Genomic DNA, 23093 nt, shown 5'->3' on the forward strand with positions numbered 1-23093 from the left:
CCTTTTTAATGTGCTTTTTTATAGTAAAAGAATAGTAAAACAAGCGCTAATAATAGTAGTAGAGAAGGTTCTGACATTTGCGGTGTTTCTTCATCTAAATCCAAAGCTTTGTTTCCAGATAATACCTTTTGTTGTTTACTTAATAATGCTGCTTTTTGAGCTTCATTTTCAACCACTATAAAAGAAGTGTAAGGGTTCATAATATGAGACGCAAAGCTTGCTCTAATTAGTTCAATCCATTCTTTTTGATATTCTTTCGGGTGAAAAATAGAATGAAGGTATTGTGCTTGCATTTTTATTCCGTTTTCCCAGTTTTTGTTTGATGCATTATCGAAATCTATAGTTGCATTGGGAAGAATACTTAATTGATTATCGTCTTTTAGTAAATAGGTTTGTCCGTTTTGTACATATTTTAAACAGGTAATGGAGTTTTTTGAAGGAATTGAATTTACTTTATTTACTGTTTCTAATGGATTGCTGATCAAGGAATGCGAGGTGATTTCATAATCTGTATTTATAACATAGAAAAATTCAGATTCATAATAGTTACTGGTGTAATTTGAAAAGTTATTTTCAATTATGGCTTTGTTTAAATTATTAGAAAGTACAACGATAATTGGATAGGTTTCTATATTTTGGTTTTTATAGGTTTCAAACAGAATAGTTTTTATTCCTCTATCCAAATAAAAACCATCTTTGAAAGTATTTTTCATATAATTTTCTTTCCAATTTGAACTATAATCGAAAGTTTCTGTAAAACTGTTTACCAGACTAATTTTACTTTGGTGTTCTAAAGGTTGTTTCTCGATTATATTTTCAATAATGTCAGTATAAATTGTAGCTTTATTGCTAATATCTATTGAAGCATCAACAATAAAATGATAATAAGGCTTACGAATTACTTTTTGTAGGTTTTTCTTAGCAGTTACAGTTACATAAAAAGCATTTTTTATTTCTAAATTGTTATTGTGTTGTAAGGAGTCACCAAGAGTAAAATTTTCATTGTCTATTGTTAAAGAAATAGGTTCTTTATGTAGTATTTCAATGCCTGTTTTTCTAGTTTCGTTTATTGCAAATGGAAACACCTTAAAAGCAATCGTATTTTTGTTTAAATAATAGAGTAACCCTGGATCTTTATTTTCATTTCTAATATTGTTAAAAACCCAAAGTGCCGATTTTTTCTCTGTTAATAATCCGTATTCTTTTTTATCACCTACATAAAGATAATAATCACTAATATAGCAACCTTCAGGAAGATTTATTTTTGTAGCATATTCGGATAATTCACGATCATAATTGGTAATTTCTAAATCGATTGTACTTTTCCAAGCGTGTTGTTTTTCATCATAGACACTATTAGAATTTGCTTTTGTAATGGCTACATTATCTTTAGTAGTTGAACTATTAAAAAAATCTCTAGGCTTATTAGTTTCTCCAAAGAAAATGCTTTCTAGATAATTCAATTTAGTATCAGATAAAGTAAGGTTATCTAAAACCAGCCAATTGAAGTACGTATTCAAATAGGGTAAGTTCTCGCCAAAAACGAATGCGTCTTTACTCTTTTTACTAGCTTTAATAGCAAACAATGTGTTTTCTAGCGAATGGATGTCTATTTTATACTCTTTTTCAAAATCAGGATTATAAACATATTCTAATGTTTCTTTAATTACAGATTTGTCTTGTATATAACTGAAAGTGATTGTTGCAGGAAGTACGCTAAAGGCTACAACTGCTATGATTGCAAGTGTTTTTTTAGAAAATAGGTTAGCCAAATCGTTAAAATCATGATACAATTGAATGGATTGTATCACAAAAATCATGATTGGTGTTAACATTAAGAAACCTGTTCCTAATGCAATTATGGCTAGAAGCGAAAAAGGCAAATAGGGAAGAAATACAAAAAAGAAATATAGTATATAAGTGAATAATATTGTTTTAAGGGTAAATAATAGTAGTTTTAATTGATGATTTTTAAATTTAGGTAAGCATAATAAAACACCATTAACTAAGGCAAAAAGATAGAACCAAGGCGATGAAAAGTTACCAAAGATTCCATTAGCATTTTCAAATAACTCTGAGAAAGAAGAAACACCATTATTGATGAGTAACCCAAGTATTGGAAATAGGATACAAACTGGAATTTTCCATGCTAATTGATATTTTTTCCATGCGTTTCCTTTCTTTAAAATTAGAATATAGAATAAACGTATTAAGAAGAAAAGGAATAGAAATGTGATTAATATAAACGTAATTATAATAAAATGTATAGAAAAATTAGTTTCTATTTGATGCAAAATTGGCAATCCAATTTGACTTAACAAATATACAGCAATAGGAATGGTAATTAAAGCTAAAAAATTCTTTAAAGCACTTGCTTTATCAATATCTTTTGTGAAAATTAATGTGAAAATTAAAATGGAATGAATTAACGTAGGCATTATGAAAGTACCCATGTGAAGGAATAAATTTCCAGAAATCATCCAATCAGGTATTGTTGAAGGGATTATTTCATCTATATATTGGAAATAACAATACAAATAAACAAGATAAAAAATACTAGAATAAATTGCATAACTATAATTGAGTTCTGTTTTTTTAATAGAATGATAAATTGCAAAAGCAAGGTTTCCAATAAAGAGTAATAATAAAGCAACGCTGAATTGAAACCAAAGATTATGTGTGTCTTCGTCGAGCAATGATTTTATGATGCTATAATCATTATATAAGATAAATGCTAAGATTAACAAAGGAATACTGTTTAACAAAAGTATCCATTTAGGGTTTAGTAGATTTTTCATTTTGAAATTTTGTTTTTTAATAAATAATCAAATAATAGATATGAAAATAGAAGAAAGAATAAATAGACAACCGTTCCTTGAATTTGATGTAATAAGTTAATATTCAAACTAAAGAAAGTAGGAGCAGTAATGCTACAAAGAATTCTAGATGCATTTGCTAATAGTGTAGCTATTAAAGCTAATAGACTCGAAATAATTAGATTTTTTGTTAAAGATGGTTTGTTTTTTTCTAATGAGTAACGATAGGATATGCTTACTAAAAAGATGAGGAAAAAATTAATTCCTGAGCATGATTTATTAATTACAAAATTTAAACTTTCATTAAAATAACCTTTGGAAACTATGTAAACAGAATCGGTATTAGTAATAGTATCAATTATTTTAGATATTGGGTATATAAAATATCGAATTTCATCTACTGTTGCTATCGCAAATAGAAATTTTGTAAATACAAATAGGAATAGGAGCAGAATGATGTGAGTCTTGTTGTTATTTTTTTTCATAGTGCTTTGTTTTTCAAAGTTAATAGATAAAAAAATAGTTTTATGTATTTGATATTAATTTTTCAAGTGCTTCAATGTGTTCTTGAAACGCTTTTTTTCCTTCTTTTGTTGCAATATATTTTGTGTTGGGTTTTCTTCCAATGAATTGTTTCTCAACAGTAATATAGTTTTCATTTTCTAATGCTTTAGCATGACTCGCTAGGTTTCCATCGGTTACACCTAATAGCTCCTTTAAGGTTGAAAAGTCCGCATTTTCATTCACCATTAAAATAGACATGATACCCAAACGAATTCGGTGATCAAAGGCTTTGTTAATATTTTGAATGATGTTTTTCACAAACTAGATTGTTTTATTATTTTAAAATTATAGTGTCAATTTATACTATTTCGATTTTTGGTCCAAGAAACTTAGGTTTCACCTTAAAAAAGATGTCTATAAAAACTTTTGTTCTGGCAAAATATTCTCTAATTTTTACTTTTATTCCGTAGCTATTAGAAACATCTTTCGCATTATAGGCAACTGCATTGATTCCGTTTTTTGTAGCTAAATATAATGCTCTTTCATTATGAAATTCTTGCGAAATTAAGGTAAAACTATCTAATCCAAAAACTAACTTTGCTCTAACGACAGAATCTAAAGTTCTGAAACCTGCATAATCTAAAAATATTCGATCTTCTGGAACTCCTTTACAAATTAATTCTTCTTTAAAATCGGTTGGTTCATCATAACCTTCACTACTATTGTCTCCACTAATTAGAATGTACTCTATTTTATTGTTATTAAAAAGTTCAAGCGTTGCATTTATTCTATATTTAAAATACAGATTTACACTGCCATTTTTTAAATATTTAGAGGTGCCAAGTACTAAGCCTACTCTGTTCTTCTGTATCAAATTGGCATCTGAAAACACCTTGTTTTTTGCATTTTTCTGAATGGTATAATTAGCTAATACGATGATTATTGCTGTTAAAACGATAACCAACAAAGTATATTTACTTATTTTTTTTAACGTGTTGTTAATTGCCATTTTTAATAATTGTCAAATATTGTTTTTACCAATTCAGAATCATATAATTGAGATGGAGCGACAACATTTTCATCATAAGGAATTGCTGTTCCATAGCGTTGTTTCATGATTTGTTGTACTGTTGGATGATTCAAGTTAAATTCCTTTAATTTTTTAGTAGCACATAATTCAATATTTGCTCCTTCTTTATATATTTTCCAAACTAATTCCGAACAATATATTTTTTCATCAGACCATTCAAAATACAAATCATAATCTTTTTTATCCATCGTTTTACCAACTAATTTCATTTTTTGTAAAACTTCTTTAGTCAGCTGTTTGTCTGCATTTTTTAAACGTTTTACAGCATATTTATGGTCTTTACCATGCTGAATCCATTCGCTTAATAAAGTCATTTTTACAGGTTGAACAGCTTCATACACATAGGTTTTATCATTTTCGATAAAAATAATCCCACAATGTGAAAATTTTGAATTAGTTGCTATTCGTACTGCTTCACATTGAGCCGATTCTGAAGTTTGAAAGATAATGTCACCGTCTTTAAAACTAGTTTGAGTACTTTCTTTAATAAACTTGAAAGAAGTAGCTACTTGGTTTGACATATATAAAAATGAGATTGCCAAAAGAGCAGTAATAATAATTAATACATATATTTTTCTTGCTTTCATTTTCTATTTCTTAAAAGTTTTAAATCAAACGAGTTATTTTCAAACTACAGTTTTTTAATGGTTAATTTTTCCTGTCATATTTGTAATACATTATACCACCATACAGAATATGACACAAACCAAAGCCTATTACCCAAAAATACAAACCATATCCAGAGAACTCTACAGAGATTAAACCTAGGACAATTTGTGTAATACCTAAATAACGTACATCTCTCAAGGTGTATTTACTTGCATTCAAACAGGCTAAACCATAAAACAATAAAGTCACTGGAGCAATAAGACCATAATATCTATTTTTTAATAGTAAAACAGCAAATATTCCACCAGTAAACAAAGGAATAATAAAATTTACTAAAACCCTTTTAGAAGTTGGATTCCACATTTTTTCACCCATTTTTTTTGCTTTTTTTGCTGTTAAATAATAGGCTGTACTTAATGACAAGGCCAAAACAATGAATGCAGTGAGTAAAATTAATTTAAAGGTTTTACTTTCTAGAGTAATATAACGGCTATAATGGTTGTTTATTAATGTATTTACATAGGCTGCTCCAATTAGTGCATATATCCCTGCTAATATTCCCGATAACCCACTTAAAGAAATAAATTGAGTCGATTTGCTCATCATTTCTTTAATATCTTGTATGTCTTTTAAATATTTACCTGCCTCCATTTTTAAAGTACTTTGAATTACAAAGTAAAATATAATTTTTTAATTAACCAAATATTTTTTGAGTTTGTTAAAAAGAAAATTTTAATTCTTTGATATATTTTTAATGTGGAAAATTTGTAATATTTTTAACCCTAACATATTTGGAATATCACATAAATTATAAATAATGAAAAAAATTATAGCTTTATTTTTACTGAGTAGTTTAATCGTTTATAGTCAAACTGAAGATGAAAAAATGCTGAAAAACATTTATGAAACTGCTTTAACAAAATCAAAATGCTATGAATGGTTAGATTATTTATCAAATACAATTGGATCAAGATTGTCAGGGTCAAAATCAGCTGCTTTAGCAGTAGATTATACAAAAGGAGAATTAGAAAAGTTGGGGTTTGATCGCGTTTTTCTTCAAGAAGTTATGGTTCCAAAATGGGTTAGAGGAGAAAAGGAACAAGCTTATATTGAAATAAAAGGAAAGAAAATAAATGTGCCTATTTGTGCCTTAGGAAGTTCTGTAGCTACTTCTAAAAAAGGGTTAAAATCGAATATTATTGAAGTACAAGGAATTGAAGAAATGATGGAGTTGGGAGAAAATAAAGTGAAAGGTAAGATTGTTTTTTTTAATAGACCCATGACGCCAATTCATATTCAAACATTTAGAGCCTATGGTGGTTGTGTGGATCAGCGTTCTTCTGGGGCAAGGGAAGCTGCAAAATTGGGTGCTGTTGGTGTAATTGTGAGATCGATGAATTTACGTTTGGATGATTTTCCTCATACTGGAAACACAAATTATGGAGATTTACCTAAAGAAATGTATATTCCAGCAGCTGCAATTAGTACTAATGGGGCTAACTTATTGAGCGATTCATTAAAGGAAAACCCCAATTTAGAATTTTATTTTAAACAATCTTGCGAAACGCATGCAGATGTGTTGTCTTATAATGTTGTTGGTGAAATTAAAGGAACTGAAAACCCTGATAAAATTATGGTTGTTGGTGGTCATTTAGATTCTTGGGATTTGGGTGATGGATCTCATGATGATGGTGCAGGAGTGGTGCAAAGTATGGAAATAGTTTCTATTTTTAAGAACTTAGGATACAAACCTAAGAATACAATTCGAATAGTTTTGTTCATGAATGAAGAGAATGGAAATAGAGGCGGTGAAAAATATGCTGAATTGGCAAAAGAAACCAATGAAAATCATATTTTCGCTTTAGAAAGTGACGCTGGAGGTTTTTCGCCTAGAGGCTTTTCAATTGAAGCTGATGCAACTAATTTTGCAAAAATTAATACATGGAAAAGTTTATTTGAACCCTATTTGATTCACTATTTTGCATTAGGTCATACCGGTGTTGATATTGGACCATTAAAGTCTAATCATATTGTTAAAGCAGGTTTACAACCCGATTCTCAACGTTATTTTGATTACCATCATGCAGCTAATGATACTTTTGATGCAGTAAATAAGCGCGAATTAGAATTGGGTGCGGCAACAATGGCTTCGTTACTTTATTTGATTGATCAGTACGGGATTGATTAATATTTGCTCATAGGTGTGTAAAAAAGAAAGGCTATCCAAACTTAGTAGGATAGCCATTTGTTTTATTTATAATATTTTTTAATTCATAATCATCACATCAAAATTGAATTGTCCACCCCAACAAGTTGTTGTAGTGCCATTTCCAAGAGTATCATTTCTTGTAATGTTAACAGTTATTGAACTTTGTGATTTTGCAGCATAGTTTAATGTAAAAGTATCTGGGAAACCACTATTATTTTGTGCATTGAAAATCATTCCTTTAGGGTTAAAAGGTAATTGAGGTGAAAAATTATACCGCACTTGTAATCTCTCAGCTTTGATAGGGAAACTTGCATTCGAAGTTTGTTTAGATAGTACTGTCCATGAAACAGTAGTATTTACACCGTTTATTGGGATTACAAAAGAACCTGTAGAGTTTGTGGAAACGTTTGCACAGATTGGGATTATCATTCCTTGGAAGGCAGAAATCATAGGCAGATTGTTGTCTTGCCAAGTAGCATTACCACTAGCGTCTGATGTTAGTATTTTGCCGTTACCCTGTGTTCCGTCAACAATTCTTAAAGCAGGAGAAGTTGTATTCCTAATATGTAAGGTAGTAGTAGGAGCGTTAGTTCCAATTCCTACGTTACCATTGTTTAAAATTCTTACCTGTTCTGTGTAACTATTGCTAATTGCGTTTCCAGATGCGAAATCGTTTGTTCTAATTGCAATTCCGTTTTCAACTCCAGATGCATTTATATAAGCTACAGAACCATCATGAGCTAATGTTAAAGCATCCCAATCTGCATTTCCTCTTACAGATATTCCATTTTTATTGGTGGCACCTCCATTTACTTGAAGTTCAGTGATTGGTGAATTTGTTCCAATTCCAACATTTCCTGTAGCTGTAATTCTCATTCTTTCTGCATTATCTGTTTTTGTTACAAGGTCTGTTGCATCTAAAGTTCCAATAAAGTTTGTTCCAGCTGTTGTTCCAGTGTTTCCTGTTAGAGACCAATCTGTATTGCTTGTAGTAGCTTGAGATGTAACTCTTAACCATTTAGAACCATCCCAAAAGTAAAATCCAGGAATAACGTTGTTTGGACTTGTTCCAGCTGTTGCAGTGTTATAAACCATTGTACCACTTAAAAGCTGACTACCATTTGGATTAATAACAGGTTGTGATACATTTGAAGCAATTAGACTTACCCTTGGTATGATTAGTCCTTGATTCGTTGAGCTAATTTCTAAAGCACCGTTTGGGGTTGTAGTGCCTATTCCTACTTGACCCAATATGATGTTGGTGATAAGTAGAAAGATGAATCTAAAAAAATAGGTTAAAGCAGTTTTTTTCATCTTTATAATAATTTAGTTGAATAAAATTATGTTTATTGCAGTTATAAATTATTATCGCTTTGTTTTTAATTTTAAATAATCGATTAAATTATTTATTAAGTCGTTGAAGTGTAAAAAAAATATAGAAAAACTGTAATTTATGTTTAATAGATAGTTGGAATATTAGTCTGATAATCAGTGTTTTTTTTATTTTATGTTAAGTTTTAACTTCATAAAAATAGTTGCACTTTTTGTAGGGTAGTAATATTTTTAAAAATAGAATCCTATTATATAATTTGGCACATTCACAATTAAATAAATACTTGCTTATCAGTTATTTAATTTGTATTTTAGAAGAAACAAACCCCGAGAATGCTCAAAAAGAGTCAAAAACGGGGTTTTCTTTTAAATATGTATGTCAAAAATAATACGAATAAGTGAATTTCAGCACAAATTGCCTTTAAATATTATCAATGAAGATTTTAATGTTTTTTATGAGCAATTTCTAAAGTCTGATTTAGGTAAAATTCATCTAGCTACACCTTTTTCAGAACTTTCTCAAAGTTTTAAATTGAAAGCGTGCAAAAAAGGTCCAGATTGCATTTTTAGTACTAAAGGTAAGATTGCCTTGATGATGCTAAAAAACTATTATGGTTGTTCTGATGCTAAACTAATCGAGTTGTTAAACGGAAATGTTTACATGCAATACTTTTGTGATATTGTATTACCTCTAGATTCCCCGCTTACAAATTTTAAAATAGTTAGCCAAATAAGAATGGAATTAGCCAAAAAATTAGATGTTCGAAAAGTTCAAGAAACATTAGCTAAAAGCTGGCTACCTTATATGAATGATTTAGACAAAGTCTTGATAGATGCCACTTGTTATGAGAGTGAGTTGCGTTTTCCTACCAATGAGAAACTACTTTGGGAATGTATTGTGTGGAATTACAATCAAATGAAATCATTATGTGGAATTTTAAAAATAAAACTTCCAAGAACCAAATATATTGATTGGTGTAAACGCTACAATGAGTATTCTAGAAAAAGAAAAAAAACAGCAAAGCAACGAACAAAAATGACTCGTGGTCTTCTGAAATTATTATATAAACTTAATGGAGAATTGAGTAAAATTGAAAATCAATATTCCTTTGAGCCAACCACAAAATACAGCAAACAACGCAGAATAATCCGTCTTATTTACCAACAACAATCAAAAATTTTTGCAACAGGAAAAAGCGTTCCCGATAGAATTGTTAGCATAAATAAAAGTTATATTCGCCCAATTGTGCGTGGTAAAGAAGTAAAACAAGTAGAATTTGGAGCAAAAGTAAATAAAATTCAAATTGATGGAATCAATTTTATAGAACATATAGAATACCGTGCCTTTAACGAAGGAACTCGATTTCAAAACAGTATATTTTGCGCACAAAATCTAACTAAAACTAAAGTAAGAATTACTGGAGCTGATGCTATTTATGCCACAAATAAAAACAGAACTTTTTCGTCCACAAATAACATACAAACAGACTTTGTTAGAAAAGGAAAAGCTGGAAAACACGAAGAGCATAGAAAGAAGCTAGCCTCAGAAATTAAAAAAGAAAGAGCTACTCGATTAGAAGGTAGTTTTGGCAAAGAAAAAGAGCACTATAATTTACGAAAGATAAAAGCTAGAACCAAGAAAAGTGAAATGCTTTGGATTTTTTTCGGAATACATACAGCTAATGCTAAAGAAATAGGAAGAAGAATTTACAAAAATCAAACACAACTAGCAGCGTAAAGTATTCAAAAAAATACTTTATAGGAAAAGTGCGTCTTGTTGAGAAATATCAAATTTAAAAATCATAAAAACATATAATTTTTACTACAAAATAAAAAACCTCAATTATATTAATATGAATTGAGGTTTTTATTTAAAGTATTTTTCAAAAAAATCTTGTTACTTCTGAATTTGCCTAATTTGAGATAATATCAAAAAACAATAAAAGTCTGTTGTTTAGACAGACTTTTTATTGTTGTAGGTGATTTATTTATATCCTAAAAATACCACCAACTGTGAATATGCTTTGTAAAAACCAAAAGTCTTGTGAAGCACTATCTGCGGTGTATTTTGTTGTTCTAATATCACTCATATTAATATAGCCACCTTTTACTTCGGTTTGAATAAAAAAGTATTTAAAGAAGGTGAAATTTAAACCTACTTTGGCTGATAATCCATAACCAGAAAGATGAAATTGGTCATAGCGTTCTTTACCAAGTAAAGTCGTATTCGTTTTAGGATATATAAAGCCAGCACCTAAACCTTCAGTAGCATTAATTTGTACTTTATCAGTATTGGGTAGATTAAACCAACTTGAAATATCATCTACACGTGAAAATTCTGTATTGATATAATTTAAACCATCTGTATGTTCAAATAGTAAAAAATCTTCTGTTAATGTTAATTCGTTATCTATTGGGTTTTCAAGATAATTTCCTTCATTAGGATAGTAACCTGAATATTTTACTCTTTTATCGTTGAACATTACATATTTCATGTGATCTAGACCAATCGAAATATTATAATGATCTGAAATAAAATATCCAATTCTAAAATTTGTTTGCGGAATAGTCATTCTAGAAGGATTAACATAATCAACATGCCAACCTTTTGGTTTATCATGTGCTTCTACATCATATAATGTGAAGTCATAATCATCTCCTTTAAATCGAATATCAGATTTTGAATAGGTTTCTCTATTTCCACCCCAATAGATATAAAATTTACCTTTGTTGTGAGCGGTGTATTTTTCAGGGGTTTCAACTGTTTCTTGCGAAAATATGTACTGTGAAAAAACACAAAAAGATAGTACAACCATTAAAAATGATTGTTTTTTCATTATGTAAATGTGTAAAAAAATTAAAATTGATTAATTGTTTTTCTAATCGCAACTAATTTTGTCATTAAATTTTCAAAATAGTCCAAGTGAAGCATATTAGCACCGTCACTTTTTGCATTAGCAGGGTCGAAATGAGTTTCAATGAAAATTCCATCTACACCTACAGCAATTCCTGCTTTTGCTACTGTTTCAATCATGTCTGGACGACCACCTGTAACACCTACAGTTTGATTAGGTTGTTGTAGTGAGTGTGTTACATCTAAAACTGTAGTTGCATATTGTTGCATAGTAGGAATACCTCTATAGTCAACAATCATATCTTGATAACCAAACATAGTTCCTCTATCGGTTACCATCACGTTTTCATTTTTACAATCAATCACTTTTTGAACAGCATGCTTCATGCTTTCAGGACTCATGAATTGCCCTTTCTTAAGGTTTACTGTTTTTCCAGTATTTGCAGCTGCCATTACTAAATCGGTTTGACGAACTAAAAATGCAGGAATTTGAAGTATGTTAACATATTCTGCGGCCATTGCTGCATCTTCATTAGTATGAATATCAGTAACAGTTGGAACACCAAATTCTTTCGAAACTTTTGCTAATATTTTCAATGCTTTCTCGTCTCCAATTCCTGTAAAACTATCAATTCTAGATCGATTAGCCTTTTTGAAGGAACCTTTAAAAACATATGGAATTTCTAATTTATCTGTAATGGTAACAATTTTTTCTGCAATGCGCATTGCCATTTCTTCACCTTCTATAGCACAAGGTCCAGACAGAAGAAAAAAATTGCCGCTTTTTGTATGTTTAATTTGAGGAATATTCTCTAAATTCATTGTTTTTTAATTTTGAATGCAAAGATAAAAATAAAAACCTTTTAAAGTGTAGTTTAAAAGGTTACTTATGTTACATTTAAGAATAATTTAATTTTTTTATTTGCTTCGTTTTTTAATTGCAAATCCTTTTGGACAAACAATCTTTCCTTTTTCGTAGGTATTAAAATAAAGAGTCGCTTTTTTATCACTATTTGAAAAACGCACTTCATAAATGACCAATGTTCCTGCTCCCATTGAATTGGTTTGTGTTGGAAATGGACAACAAGTGTCAGTTTTACTATAGGTAATAATTTCTCCTTTTTCTCCTTCAAGACTATTGAAAAAACATTTTATATTAATTTCTTCAAGTTGCTCAGAAATTGGACCAATATTAATTGGATAATCTGCATCGTATCCATATTTTAAATCATTGGCATATTCAGTAATTTCAAAAGCCTCATTTATTATTTTAGGTCGTATTGCTGTATTGTCTATGTTTTTAATAGTAGATTTAGTACTTGTGCAAGAAACTAAAGCTATGTAAAATAGTAAAAATGTTAGTTTTTTCATAAATTAATTTTTCTTAGTTTTAACAAAATAACTAATTATAGCGGCAATTACTACTCCAAAAGATAATTTTTCAAAAACGCTATTTGAAATGGCATTGTTAATATTATAGTGAGCTTTAGCTTCATTCAAAGTCATATTCTTACCAACAGCAGCTTGAATTGCATTTTCGAAAAATTCTGGCGAGATATAATTGTGAGTTATATAGAGTACTGCTGGGTTTAATACGGTTATTAATACAGAAAGTACTATTCCAGAAACGACTCCTTGTTTCCAATCTAAATCGCCTTTATAATGGTTCCTTTTTTTGTCGACTAAACACAAAATGAAAATGAAAACACTAATTGGAGTAAAAAGTAAATTATAAATAGGTTCAAATCGTACATTTTCATCGTGCCATCCCATTTGTTTTTCAAAATACATCCATAAAATATAGGTAAAACTATAGATTATTGCCCATTTCATTTCAATTTTAAAAGACTTTATCATTTTGGAATATTTTGATTCAAAATTAAGATAAATTATTATAATTGGAATTAAATCATGTGATTTTTTATCTTTGCAAAAAAAATTGATGGAATTACTTTACGGAACTTGGCATTGGTCGATTTCAGGTTTTATTATTGGTGTTATAATGTTATCGCTCATTTATTTGGGGAAATCTTTTGGAATGTCGTCTAATTTAAGAACCATGTGTTCTATTATGGGTGCTGGAAAATATAATTCTTTTTTTGATTTCGATTGGAAAGCTCATAGATGGAATTTGACGGTGGTATTAGGTGCTATTATTGGTGGGTTTATTGCAATTAATTTTTTAGATAATGGTTCGGGAGTTAATCTTAGTGAAGAAACTATTTCAGATTTAGCAGCATTACAGATAGGTGCTCCAGATGGAAAATTAGTGCCTAAAGAATTATTTAGTTTGGATGCTATGCTAAGTTTAAAAGGCTTTCTCATTCTACTTTTCGGAGGTATTTTAGTTGGTTTTGGTACACGATATGCTGGAGGCTGTACTTCTGGGCATGCTATTTCAGGATTAAGTAATTTGCAGTTCCCTTCTTTAGTTGCTGTAATTGGTTTTTTTATTGGTGGATTAATAATGGTTCACATTTTACTTCCTTTTGTAATTTAAATATATGAAATTTTTTCGTTTTTTATTGTTAGGTATTGTTTTTGGGATAGTTTTGACCAAAACAGAAGCGGTTTCATGGTATAGGATCTATGAAATGTTCAAATTTCAATCTTTTCATATGTATGGAATAATCATGGTGGCAATTGGTACGGGCTTAATAGGTATTCAATTGATTAAAAGAATGAATATTAAAAGTTTTTCTGGAGACGAAATTGAAATTGTTGCAAAGGAAAAAGGTTTTCTTAGATATATTATTGGAGGTACTTTTTTTGGGTTAGGTTGGGGATTGGTTGGTTCTTGTCCTGGACCAATTTTTATTCTTTTAGGTACTGGAGCTTTTGGGGTAGTTATTGTGTTAATAGGTGCTTTATTAGGAACTTATATTTATGGTGTTTTAAAAGATAAATTACCTCATTAAGTAATAAATGTTACTTTCGTTTTGTATTGCTTTCTGTAAATTTGAATAAATAATTCATGAGTTTGTAATATGGATACAACTATAAAAATACAAAATTTAAAATGCGGTGGATGTGCAAATACAATAGTATCAAAACTGTCTTCAATAGTAAATATTAGCAAAATTAGTGTCAACACAGAAGAAAGTACAGTGTCTTTTAATTTTCAAGAAGAAAATGATCTCTTTTTGGTTAAGAAAGCATTGAAAAAAATTGGATATCCTGAAGAAGGAATGATTAATTCTTTAGGTTCAAAAGCAACTTCTTATGTGAGTTGTGCAATTGGAAAAATTAAAAAATAAATTAGTTGTAGTAGTATAAAAAATCCCTTTTTTTATAGAAAGGGATTTTTTTTATGCTTTTAAAGAATTTCAGCACTTAATCCCGCATCTAGAAGTGCAGAACAAAGTGGTTTTAATTCATCATATTTTCCAGTTTTTACTGCACATTGTCCTTTATAATGCACTAATAAAGCACATTGTTCTGCTTGTAGTGCTTCATGATTACATACTTTTATTAATGTTTCAATTACATGATCAAAAGTATTTACATCATCATTATATAGGATAATTTCATTATTTAGTCCTACTAACTCTTCAACCAAAAGTTCTTCTTGTACTTTTTCTATTGTGCTCATTTTTAATTAATTAAAATTTATTCAAAAATAATTATTGTTTTACATATTTCAAAGCAACCCAGTTGTTTCTTTCGAATTTTTTAACAAATAATAACCCGTTTTCACTACAAGATGCATCAATAACTGGAATGTCTTCTGTATAAAAACCACTAAGGAATAGTGTTCCATTATCATTTAAACATGAAACATATTGCTGCATATCATTTAAAAGAATGTTTCTATTAATGTTTGCAATAATAATGTCGTATTTTTTATCTTCGGTTAATAAACTCGCATCTCCTTCATATACAGTAATGTGCTTACAGTTGTTGCGTTCTGCATTTTCAATAGAATTAAGATAGCACCAATTATCAATATCTATCGCATCTATTGGTTGAGCACCTTTCATTTCAGCTAAAATTGCTAGAATTGCTGTTCCACAACCCATATCTAATGTTTTTTTATTAGTAACATCGGTTTCTAATAAATGTTGAATCATCATATGTGTTGTTTCGTGATGACCAGTACCAAAACTCATTTTAGGCTCAATAACAATGTCAAACGCTGCGTTTGTTTTTGCATGAAATGGTGCACGAACATAGCATTTATTGTCAACTTCTATAGGCTCAAAGTTTTTTTCCCATTCTTCATTCCAATTTACTTGATCAATTTCTTCAAATGTATAACTAATAGCAAATTCTTCATTTTTTAAAATATAAATGTCATCTAATATATTTTCATTCCAAAATTCCTTTTGAATATAAGCAGAAAGACCATTTTCATTTTCTACAAAACTTTCAAAAGCAGTTTCTCCTAATTCTGCTAATAATATTTCTGAACCTAATGCTGCGGGTTCAATTATAAAATGATAACCAATATAGCTATTTGACATAATTTTATTTTTTTGCAAAGATAAATAAAGTTAATTCTTCTAAATAATTTATTTTTGCCGTTTTTAACACAACACACAACATGAAGTATTATTTTACTTTGATTTTTTTAGTCTTATCATTCATTGGTTTTTCACAAAAAAATGATAAAATTTCAAACAGCAACGACATTAAGCTGGCTGCTCTACCGTATTATAGTTATGGTAAAGGTTTAGGAATTACCTCGCCAGATAGTTTATTTCAATTGAATATTCGCTTCAGGATGCAAAATAGAGTTACATATTTTGACGAAGAGAACGTAAAGAATAGGTATGAAGCTCATATTAGAAGATTACGTTTGCGTTTCGATGGTTATGTGGGAAATCCTAAATGTTTATATGTCATTCAATTGTCTTTTGCTCCAGGTGATGTTGGAGCATTAGAAGAAGGAGAGAATATTAATATTATTAGAGACGCAGCTTTTATTTATAGACCTAACAAAAAGTGGAGTTTTATTTTTGGACAAACAAAGTTACCTGGAAATAGACAACGTGTAAATTCATCTGGGGCGCTTCAATTGACAGACAGAAGTATTAATAATGCTAGATTTAATATTGATAGAGATTTTGGAGCTCAGGCCTATTATATTAATGAAAAATCTGATGCATTTTCGTATAATATTAAAACAGCTGTTTCAACAGGTGAGGGAAGAAATTGGACAAAAACTTCTGATGACGGAGTGGCATTAACAGGGAAAATAGAATTATTTCCTTTTGGTTCATTTAAAAAAAATGGATATTATTTTGAAGGTGATGTAATGAGGGAAGAAAAAACAAAATTATTATTATCGGCAGCATTTCAACAAAATAACAATGCTATTCGTGCTCAAGGACAACTTGGTAATGAATTGTATGCCCCTCAAACTATCAAATCACTTTTTTTTGATGCATTAGCAAAATATAACGGTTGGAGTTTTATGGCTGCTTATATGAAAAGAGATGCGAAAGAATTAATTACTTATAATCCATTAGATGCTACTAAGTTTAATTATATTTATGCTGGTGAAGGAATGGATTATCAATTGAGTTATGTTTTTCCTAAAAATTATGAAATCATAGGACGATTTTCTACTCAAAATGTAGAAAGAGAGATTAAATCCTATACACCAAATACTCAACAATATAGTTTAGGATTAACAAGATATATTTGGGAACACACTTTTAAGCTTCAAGCAGAAGTTACTTATAGTCAATTAGATTATTTTAATAATCAAACAAGAAATAATTGGTATGGTCGTTTACAAGTAGAAATAGGGATTTAATTATTAAAACCAATTGATTACCTTTGTACTCAATTTATATAATATTATGTTAGCAATAGGTCAATACAACACATTAAGAATATTAAGAAGTACGAAAGTTGGACTTTTTTTAGGAGATGGAAAAAATGAAGAATACGATGTATTATTACCTAATAAATATGTCCCAAGAGAATATCAAATAGGAGATGATATTACTGTTTTTGTCTATCTTGACCATGAAGAAAGACCTGTTGCAACAACATTGAAGCCTTATGTAAAATTGAATGAATTTGCACATTTAAAAGTGAATTATATTAACAAATTTGGAGCTTTTTTAAACTGGGGTTTAGAAAAAGATTTGTTTGTGCCTTTTAAAGAGCAAGCTAGGCCTATGGAAGAAGGAAAACGTTATTTGATCTATTGTTTTATGGATGAAAAAACGAATAGAATGATGGCTTCTAGCAAAACACAACAATTTTTAAATAATGACGATGTTTTACTTGAAAAAGGAGAAGAAGTCGATTTAATAGTATCTCATATTACAGAAGCAGGAATAAATGTAATCATTAATGAACAGTACAGAGGATTGGCTTATAAAAATGAAGTTTATGAAGATGTAAAACCAGGCGTTCGAATGAAAGGGTATATAAAAAATGTTCGTCCTGATGGTAAGATTGACGTTTCATTAAGGAAATTGGGAGTAGAAGCAATTGAGCCTACTTCTCAAATTATTTTAGATGAGTTAAAATCGAATAGAGGTTTTTTAGGGTTGAATGACAATTCTCATCCAGAGGATATTAAAACGGTTTTAAAGATGAGTAAAAAAGCATTTAAAAAAGCAGTAGGAAATTTGTATCGTCAAAAATTGATTGAAATTAAAGAAGATGGTATTCATTTATTATAGTATTTATGATTCTAAAAGATAAAATAAGTTTAATAATGAGCGCATTCACTTTTGTTTATGCGCTCATTTGTTTTTTTATTGGTTGTGAATTATTTCCAATTACTTTCGAAAGTTTTCAAATAGTTTGGCTATTTATTTTAATCTTGCCTTTTTTGAATATTTATGCCATTATCATTAATCCAGATTCGGATAATAAGTATTATTGGGTGGCTCTAATTTTTAATATGCTGACAATTGTTTTTATAATGAAAATGTATCATATAGATTTACTTTAGAAATATTAATATTGAGTATTCGCAATACTGTTTTCTTTGGTATTAATTATTTTCGATTCTAATTCAAGTAGTTTTTTTTCAAATAGATTTTGTTGTTTTTTTAATAATTCAATTTCGATTACTAATTTTTTATTTTTTTCAATTTCCTCATCAATAATATTTTGTTGTTCTTGTATAGCTTTTGTGAGAACTGGAATAATTTGAGAATAATTAATGCCCATTGGGTTTTTATCATTGGGATTTCCAATAACAGCATTTGGGATTAAAAGTTTTAATTCTTGTGCAAGAAAACCAATTTCTTCAATAGAAATACCTGTTTTTTCAAAGTTTAAATACTTGTCATAAATTACGGGATTCATTTTTTTTACTGTTTCTAGTCCAAGAGGAATATTTTTAATGTTTGATTTAACTCTAGCGTCTGAGGTGTTAATTGTTCCATTAGAAGAATAAATATATCTCCATCTCGAAAAAGATGAGCCATTGTCATAGGTTCCATCTGCCCATGGCCCTATGTGATCTCCAAAAACAAAGTGACCAGTTCCTCCTAAATTCATTACAAGAACCTTTGTGTATCCATTTGAAGGATAATCAGCAGCAGAACTACCATAGTTAGTGTTGTTAAAATTGTTTGCAACAAAAAAATCATACACACCAGCATTATTTCCAATAGATAAAACATTAGAACTTGAACTTGAGTTGTCAAAAATAGTTAGTCGAGACCAAGGAGAGGCTGTTCCAATTCCAACCTTACCGTTTCCGTTTATTCTCATTAACTCATCAGAAGTATTTGAACTTGTTCCTGCAAAAAAAGCATGTGAAGATCCTACAGCATCAACTTGATATCGAAGTGTTGCTGCATTAATCCCTAGCCCAAAAAATTCATGACTATTGTTGTTGGTTTCATATAATGAAATTTTTCTATTTGCAACAGTATTAGTAAACTGCAATGGTGCATTAGGAACACTTGTGCCGATACCAATATTTCCATTCGCTGTTATTCTGATACGTTCATTTGCATTGGTTTTTACAATTAAGTCATTGGCATCCATTGTTCCAATAAAGTTATTGGTTGCATTTGTGTTATAGTTTCCGTTTATAGACCAGTTTGGGTTTTCTGGACTTGATTGTGTGGTTATTTTGTTCCATGATGCTCCATTCCAGAAATAAAATCCAGGAACCACATCATTAGGACTAACTCCGTTTGTGGCAGTATTATATACAATCGTACCTTCAACTATTGAACCCCCATTTGGGTTAATGATTGGACTTGTTGCATTGCATGCTGTAAGTGCAACTCTAGGAACAATTAATCCTTGAGTACTTGAATTGATGTCTAGTGCACCATTAGGGGTTGTAGTACCAATTCCAATTTGAGCAAAAATTGCTGATGAAATTGTAACTAAATTGAACCATAAGAAATATTTAATTCTTTTCATAGTAGGTTAAGTTTTAATTAATACTATTTCTTTCTAAAATTGGGTTTGATAGTTAGGTGTTCAATTTAGAGCTGTTTTTATCGATATAATTGTTTTTTAAGTTATTATTCAAATATAGTGTTATGTATTTATAAATATACTACATTTTTATTGTGTATTTTGTTAAATTTTTATATTTTTTTTTACATTTATTAAGTGTTGTTTTTAAATAAATAAGCACGGCTACAAAACCGTGCTTATTTATTTTGATGTTATTAATTTTAAAAGATTCTATATCCAATTGAAAAAGTAGTCAAATTGTAGTTAGATTTCCAATCATTACTATTCGATATTCTTTTACTTGGGAAAAACCTGATCTCTGTGGAAATTTTATTTTTGAAAAGATATCCAATTCCAATTCCAAAGCTTAATGAATTATTTATTTTAATCTCATCTTTTAAAATAGGATTATCAAAATTAAATTCTTGTGGAGCAACAAAACTACCTTCTTCATAAAGAAATTTAGAATCATTGCTAACTAAATCGTAATTAATTATACCATTAAGGAATAAACTAGAATTATTTCCTAAGTGAAAATAATATCTTATTCCAACGGGTAGTTGCCAACATTTGTAGTTAACACTCATTCTTAGTCTGCCAGTATGATTAAAGCTTTCTCCCTTAAATTCATTTTGATATGTAGGTTCAAAAATAAAAGACCACTTATTTTTGTTAAAGGGCAAAATTAACTCCGCTTCTAACCCTATTTTTAGAAGAGTTTTGTTTTCATAACTATATGTGTAGTTGAGTGATGAAGTATTCACAAGACTTAATGAAGAAAAAGAAACTCCAGGTCTAATGCTTAAATTAAAGATATCTCTTTTAATTTTAGGTTCTTCATAAGTAATGTTTTCTGAGTTACTACAGGTATTATATTTTTTAAATACTTTAACTAAATCTTTCTTGTTGTAATCAACGCTTAAAAGATTTGAGGTTGAAATAGCGTCACATTTCAGGTTATTAAATAACTGTTGTTTATATTCATTGTTTTCTGCAGCTTTATTGTTATCATCCTTATATATTTTATAAATAAGTTGTGTTAAATCTGATTGATTAACACTAAAGAAATAACGATTTAAACTTTTATCTGTATATTGTAATAATTTTGCATTTCCTTCAATTAACACTTTTAAGAATAGTGTTTCAAGTACAAATTTTGGATTTTTTTCTTGGCTAATATTATTTAAAAACTCACTTGAGCGATCCATGTTTATGGAATGTCTTTCATATTTATTGAAGTTATAAACACCAAACTCTTTAGCAGATTCAATTTTAATAGTTTGATTTTCTGCTAATTCTGATGTTTTGAATTCAAAATATGTTGGATTGTTTTGCCAATCAATGTTTTTAATTAATCCTTCTATTTTATTACCTTGATTATTAATATAGTAACCTTTTTCATAATTTATTTGAGAAAAAATGGAAAGACTACAAAGAGTAATTAGAATTAGGGAAAAATGTTTTTTCATAATTATATTTAATTTTTGCGAAAATACAATTTCTATCTATTTCTGATTGTTTTTTTATAAAAAAAAAAAAACTTACTCCACAGTGTTTTTTTGTTAGAAAGGTAGTGTAATAAAATTTTAAATGTTGTTTGCTAATGTAAAAATAAAAAGTGTCCCGTTTGCTTTCGAATCGATGAGTGTGTTTAATCCGGTGTTATTTCCAGTCGTAACACCTTGTGATTTTATAATAAAACATCAATCTAATGGTAGTAATTTTATTGTTTGTTTTGTAGATAGGTTCAATTATCAATCCTATTAGAATGAAAATATTAATTTTTATTATCAGTTACTTGTTTTGAGAATTGATAAAATTTTATAATAAAAGAGTATGTTCAAAAACTCATAATACAATATTTAGTTTGTTACTTCAACTAAAAGGAGAAGTCACTTTATTAGTATAATGTGATTTCTCCTTTAGCAAATATAAGATGATAAGGTTCTGATTTTTAGGGCAACCTCTTTTTAATTATTTTCTTTTAGAATAAAGTATATCCAATAATAAAAGAAGATATATTATAATTTGTATCCCAAGGATTTGAACTACTTGGAATTTCTAATATCCTTCTTCTTGTGTGAAAACGATATTCTATAGAGTATTTGTTTTTAAACTTATACCCAACTCCAAATCCGTAATTTATTGAAGTTCTAATAGGAATTTCTTGTAATGTTCTAGGATTGTCAAATGTATAGTTGGAGCCGTTAACACTACCTTGTTCAAATAATATGTTAGATTTGCCACTATTGTTAATAAAAAAAGATCCATTTACAAAAATCTTAGATTTGTCATTTAAAAACATATAATATCTAATGCCAATTGGTAATTCTAAAGCCTTATAGTTTACAGTTACACGTTGAGCTCCATTAAGAATAAAACCTTCATTTTTATAATTATGGTAGGTTGGCTCAACGATTACTGACCATTTGTTTTTGTTAAAAGGCAATACAAATTCAGCTTCAATTCCAATTCTAATATCAATTTGATTCTTGTATTTTAAGTCATATCTATCAACGTATACATTATCTAATTCTAAAGATGAATAATTAATACCAGGTCTAAGGTTTAAATTAAAGATATCTCTTTTAACTTTAGGTTCTTCATAGGTTATGTTTTCAGAGTTATTACAAGTATTGTATTTCTTGAATATTTTCACTAAATCTTTTTTGTTATAACCAACGTTTAAAAGATTTGATGTTGAAATAGCATCACATTTCAGATTATTAAATAACTGTTGTTTATATTCATTGTTTTCTGCAGCTTTATTGTTATCATCCTTATATATTTTATAAATAAGTTGTGTTAAATCTGATTGATTAACACTAAAAAAATATCGATTTAAACTTTTATCTGTATATTGTAGTAATTTTGCATTTCCTTCAATTAACACTTTTAAGAATAGTGTTTCAAGTACAAATTTTGGATTTTTTTCTTGGCTAATATTGTTCATAAACTCACTAGAACGATCCATGTTTATGGAATGTCTTTCATATTTGTTGAAGTTATAAACTCCAAACTCTTTAGCAGATTCAATTTTAATAGTTTGATTTTCTGCTAATTCTGATGTTTTGAATTCAAAATATGTTGGATTGTTTTGCCAATCAATATTTTTAATTAGTCCTTCTATTTTATTTCCTTGATTATTGATGTAATAACCTTTTTCAAAGTTTATTTGAGAAAAAATAGAAAGACTACAAAGAGTAATCAGAATTAGGGAAAAATGTTTTTTCATAATTATATTTAATTTTTGCGAAAATACAACATTTCTCTAATTCTGATTGC

Annotated in this window: 24 protein-coding genes; 8 read left to right on the top strand and 16 right to left on the bottom strand. The window is 28.8% G+C overall.

Going from position 1 to position 23093, the window contains the following annotated elements; genetic code table 11:
- Positions 1-5 precede the first annotated feature (5 nt).
- From ACZ49Z_RS15545 to ACZ49Z_RS15570, 6 genes are all read right to left on the bottom strand, one after another.
- A complete protein-coding gene (locus ACZ49Z_RS15545; RefSeq protein WP_464305214.1) occupies positions 6-2798 on the bottom strand; it encodes an MSEP-CTERM sorting domain-containing protein in 2793 nt (930 codons plus the stop codon).
- On the bottom strand, positions 2795-3301 hold the full coding sequence (gene xrtK / locus ACZ49Z_RS15550; RefSeq protein ID WP_464305215.1) for an exosortase K: 507 nt from the start codon (positions 3299-3301) through the stop codon (positions 2795-2797). The genes ACZ49Z_RS15545 and xrtK overlap by 4 nt, the downstream gene beginning before the upstream one ends.
- Before the next feature lie 40 nt (positions 3302-3341).
- Entirely contained in the window at positions 3342-3638 is a 297-nt protein-coding gene (locus ACZ49Z_RS15555; protein WP_464305216.1) for a winged helix-turn-helix domain-containing protein, read from the bottom strand.
- A 40-nt stretch (positions 3639-3678) separates the two neighbouring features.
- Positions 3679-4329 (bottom strand): SanA/YdcF family protein, encoded by a 651-nt coding sequence (locus tag ACZ49Z_RS15560; RefSeq protein ID WP_464305217.1) that lies wholly within the window; start codon positions 4327-4329, stop codon positions 3679-3681.
- Positions 4330-4331: 2 nt separating this feature from the next.
- The gene (locus ACZ49Z_RS15565) at positions 4332-4997 is read right to left on the bottom strand and encodes a YiiX family permuted papain-like enzyme (RefSeq protein WP_464305218.1); all 666 of its coding nucleotides are present in this window, start codon (positions 4995-4997) and stop codon (positions 4332-4334) included.
- A 61-nt stretch (positions 4998-5058) separates the two neighbouring features.
- Positions 5059-5670, bottom strand: coding sequence for a hypothetical protein (locus ACZ49Z_RS15570; protein ID WP_464305219.1), 612 nt, complete (start codon positions 5668-5670; stop codon positions 5059-5061).
- Between the two features lie 166 nt (positions 5671-5836).
- Between ACZ49Z_RS15570 and ACZ49Z_RS15575 the strand changes: the two genes are divergently transcribed.
- Positions 5837-7207, top strand: coding sequence for a M20/M25/M40 family metallo-hydrolase (locus tag ACZ49Z_RS15575; protein ID WP_464305220.1), 1371 nt, complete (start codon positions 5837-5839; stop codon positions 7205-7207).
- Positions 7208-7285: 78 nt separating this feature from the next.
- Here the strand turns inward: ACZ49Z_RS15575 and ACZ49Z_RS15580 are convergent, their stop codons facing one another.
- Positions 7286-8542 (bottom strand): hypothetical protein, encoded by a 1257-nt coding sequence (locus ACZ49Z_RS15580; RefSeq protein WP_464305221.1) that lies wholly within the window; start codon positions 8540-8542, stop codon positions 7286-7288.
- Positions 8543-8936: 394 nt separating this feature from the next.
- Here ACZ49Z_RS15580 and ACZ49Z_RS15585 point away from each other — a divergent pair, with 394 nt between their 5' ends.
- The gene (locus tag ACZ49Z_RS15585) at positions 8937-10298 is read left to right on the top strand and encodes a transposase family protein (protein ID WP_464304430.1); all 1362 of its coding nucleotides are present in this window, start codon (positions 8937-8939) and stop codon (positions 10296-10298) included.
- Between the two features lie 250 nt (positions 10299-10548).
- On the opposite strand, the gene ACZ49Z_RS15590 is transcribed toward ACZ49Z_RS15585, so the two are convergent.
- The 4 genes from ACZ49Z_RS15590 to ACZ49Z_RS15605 all read right to left on the bottom strand — a co-directional run bounded on the left by ACZ49Z_RS15590 (position 10549) and on the right by ACZ49Z_RS15605 (position 13271).
- A complete protein-coding gene (locus ACZ49Z_RS15590) occupies positions 10549-11397 on the bottom strand; it encodes a hypothetical protein (protein ID WP_464305222.1) in 849 nt (282 codons plus the stop codon).
- 20 nt (positions 11398-11417) lie between these two features.
- Positions 11418-12236 (bottom strand): 3-deoxy-8-phosphooctulonate synthase, encoded by an 819-nt coding sequence (kdsA, locus tag ACZ49Z_RS15595; RefSeq protein WP_464305223.1) that lies wholly within the window; start codon positions 12234-12236, stop codon positions 11418-11420.
- Positions 12237-12332: 96 nt separating this feature from the next.
- Positions 12333-12785: a 2-dehydro-3-deoxyphosphooctonate aldolase gene (locus ACZ49Z_RS15600; RefSeq protein ID WP_464305224.1), complete on the bottom strand. Its 453-nt coding sequence runs from the start codon at positions 12783-12785 to the stop codon at positions 12333-12335.
- 3 nt (positions 12786-12788) lie between these two features.
- Positions 12789-13271, bottom strand: a complete 483-nt coding sequence (locus ACZ49Z_RS15605; protein WP_464305225.1) for a DUF4199 domain-containing protein — start codon at positions 13269-13271, stop codon at positions 12789-12791.
- 85 nt (positions 13272-13356) lie between these two features.
- On the opposite strand from ACZ49Z_RS15605, the gene ACZ49Z_RS15610 reads away from it, so the two are divergent.
- The 3 genes from ACZ49Z_RS15610 to ACZ49Z_RS15620 all read left to right on the top strand — a co-directional run bounded on the left by ACZ49Z_RS15610 (position 13357) and on the right by ACZ49Z_RS15620 (position 14671).
- Positions 13357-13914, top strand: a complete 558-nt coding sequence (locus tag ACZ49Z_RS15610; RefSeq protein ID WP_464305226.1) for a YeeE/YedE family protein — start codon at positions 13357-13359, stop codon at positions 13912-13914.
- 4 nt (positions 13915-13918) lie between these two features.
- Positions 13919-14332 carry a DUF6691 family protein gene (locus ACZ49Z_RS15615; protein ID WP_464305227.1) on the top strand — a complete coding sequence of 138 codons (414 nt, stop codon included), beginning with the start codon at positions 13919-13921 and terminating at the stop codon, positions 14330-14332.
- A gap of 69 nt (positions 14333-14401) precedes the next feature.
- Positions 14402-14671 carry a heavy-metal-associated domain-containing protein gene (locus ACZ49Z_RS15620; RefSeq protein ID WP_464305228.1) on the top strand — a complete coding sequence of 90 codons (270 nt, stop codon included), beginning with the start codon at positions 14402-14404 and terminating at the stop codon, positions 14669-14671.
- Positions 14672-14730: 59 nt separating this feature from the next.
- Here ACZ49Z_RS15620 and ACZ49Z_RS15625 read toward each other — a convergent pair whose 3' ends face one another.
- Together ACZ49Z_RS15625 and prmA are read right to left on the bottom strand one after the other, a co-directional pair.
- On the bottom strand, positions 14731-15006 hold the full coding sequence (locus ACZ49Z_RS15625; RefSeq protein ID WP_464305229.1) for an ATP-dependent Clp protease adaptor ClpS: 276 nt from the start codon (positions 15004-15006) through the stop codon (positions 14731-14733).
- 31 nt (positions 15007-15037) lie between these two features.
- A complete protein-coding gene (gene prmA, locus ACZ49Z_RS15630) occupies positions 15038-15877 on the bottom strand; it encodes a 50S ribosomal protein L11 methyltransferase (RefSeq protein ID WP_464305230.1) in 840 nt (279 codons plus the stop codon).
- An 80-nt stretch (positions 15878-15957) separates the two neighbouring features.
- Between prmA and ACZ49Z_RS15635 the strand changes: the two genes are divergently transcribed.
- Genes ACZ49Z_RS15635 through ACZ49Z_RS15645 form a run of 3 tightly spaced genes read left to right on the top strand, consistent with a single transcriptional unit; the run spans position 15958 to position 18333 of the window.
- The gene (locus tag ACZ49Z_RS15635; protein ID WP_464305231.1) at positions 15958-17175 is read left to right on the top strand and encodes a porin; all 1218 of its coding nucleotides are present in this window, start codon (positions 15958-15960) and stop codon (positions 17173-17175) included.
- A gap of 46 nt (positions 17176-17221) precedes the next feature.
- Positions 17222-18058, top strand: a complete 837-nt coding sequence (locus ACZ49Z_RS15640; protein ID WP_464305232.1) for a CvfB family protein — start codon at positions 17222-17224, stop codon at positions 18056-18058.
- A 35-nt stretch (positions 18059-18093) separates the two neighbouring features.
- Positions 18094-18333, top strand: a complete 240-nt coding sequence (locus ACZ49Z_RS15645) for a hypothetical protein (RefSeq protein WP_464305233.1) — start codon at positions 18094-18096, stop codon at positions 18331-18333.
- A gap of 5 nt (positions 18334-18338) precedes the next feature.
- Here the strand turns inward: ACZ49Z_RS15645 and ACZ49Z_RS15650 are convergent, their stop codons facing one another.
- The 3 genes from ACZ49Z_RS15650 to ACZ49Z_RS15660 form a co-directional block, all read right to left on the bottom strand.
- On the bottom strand, positions 18339-19769 hold the full coding sequence (locus tag ACZ49Z_RS15650) for a tail fiber domain-containing protein (RefSeq protein WP_464305234.1): 1431 nt from the start codon (positions 19767-19769) through the stop codon (positions 18339-18341).
- Positions 19770-20029: 260 nt separating this feature from the next.
- On the bottom strand, positions 20030-21277 hold the full coding sequence (locus ACZ49Z_RS15655) for a tRNA modification GTPase (RefSeq protein ID WP_464305235.1): 1248 nt from the start codon (positions 21275-21277) through the stop codon (positions 20030-20032).
- A 515-nt stretch (positions 21278-21792) separates the two neighbouring features.
- Positions 21793-23043, bottom strand: a complete 1251-nt coding sequence (locus tag ACZ49Z_RS15660; protein ID WP_464305236.1) for a porin family protein — start codon at positions 23041-23043, stop codon at positions 21793-21795.
- Positions 23044-23093: the final 50 nt, after the last annotated feature.

It is taken from the genome of Flavobacterium sp. KY-23415, from assembly GCF_055384985.1.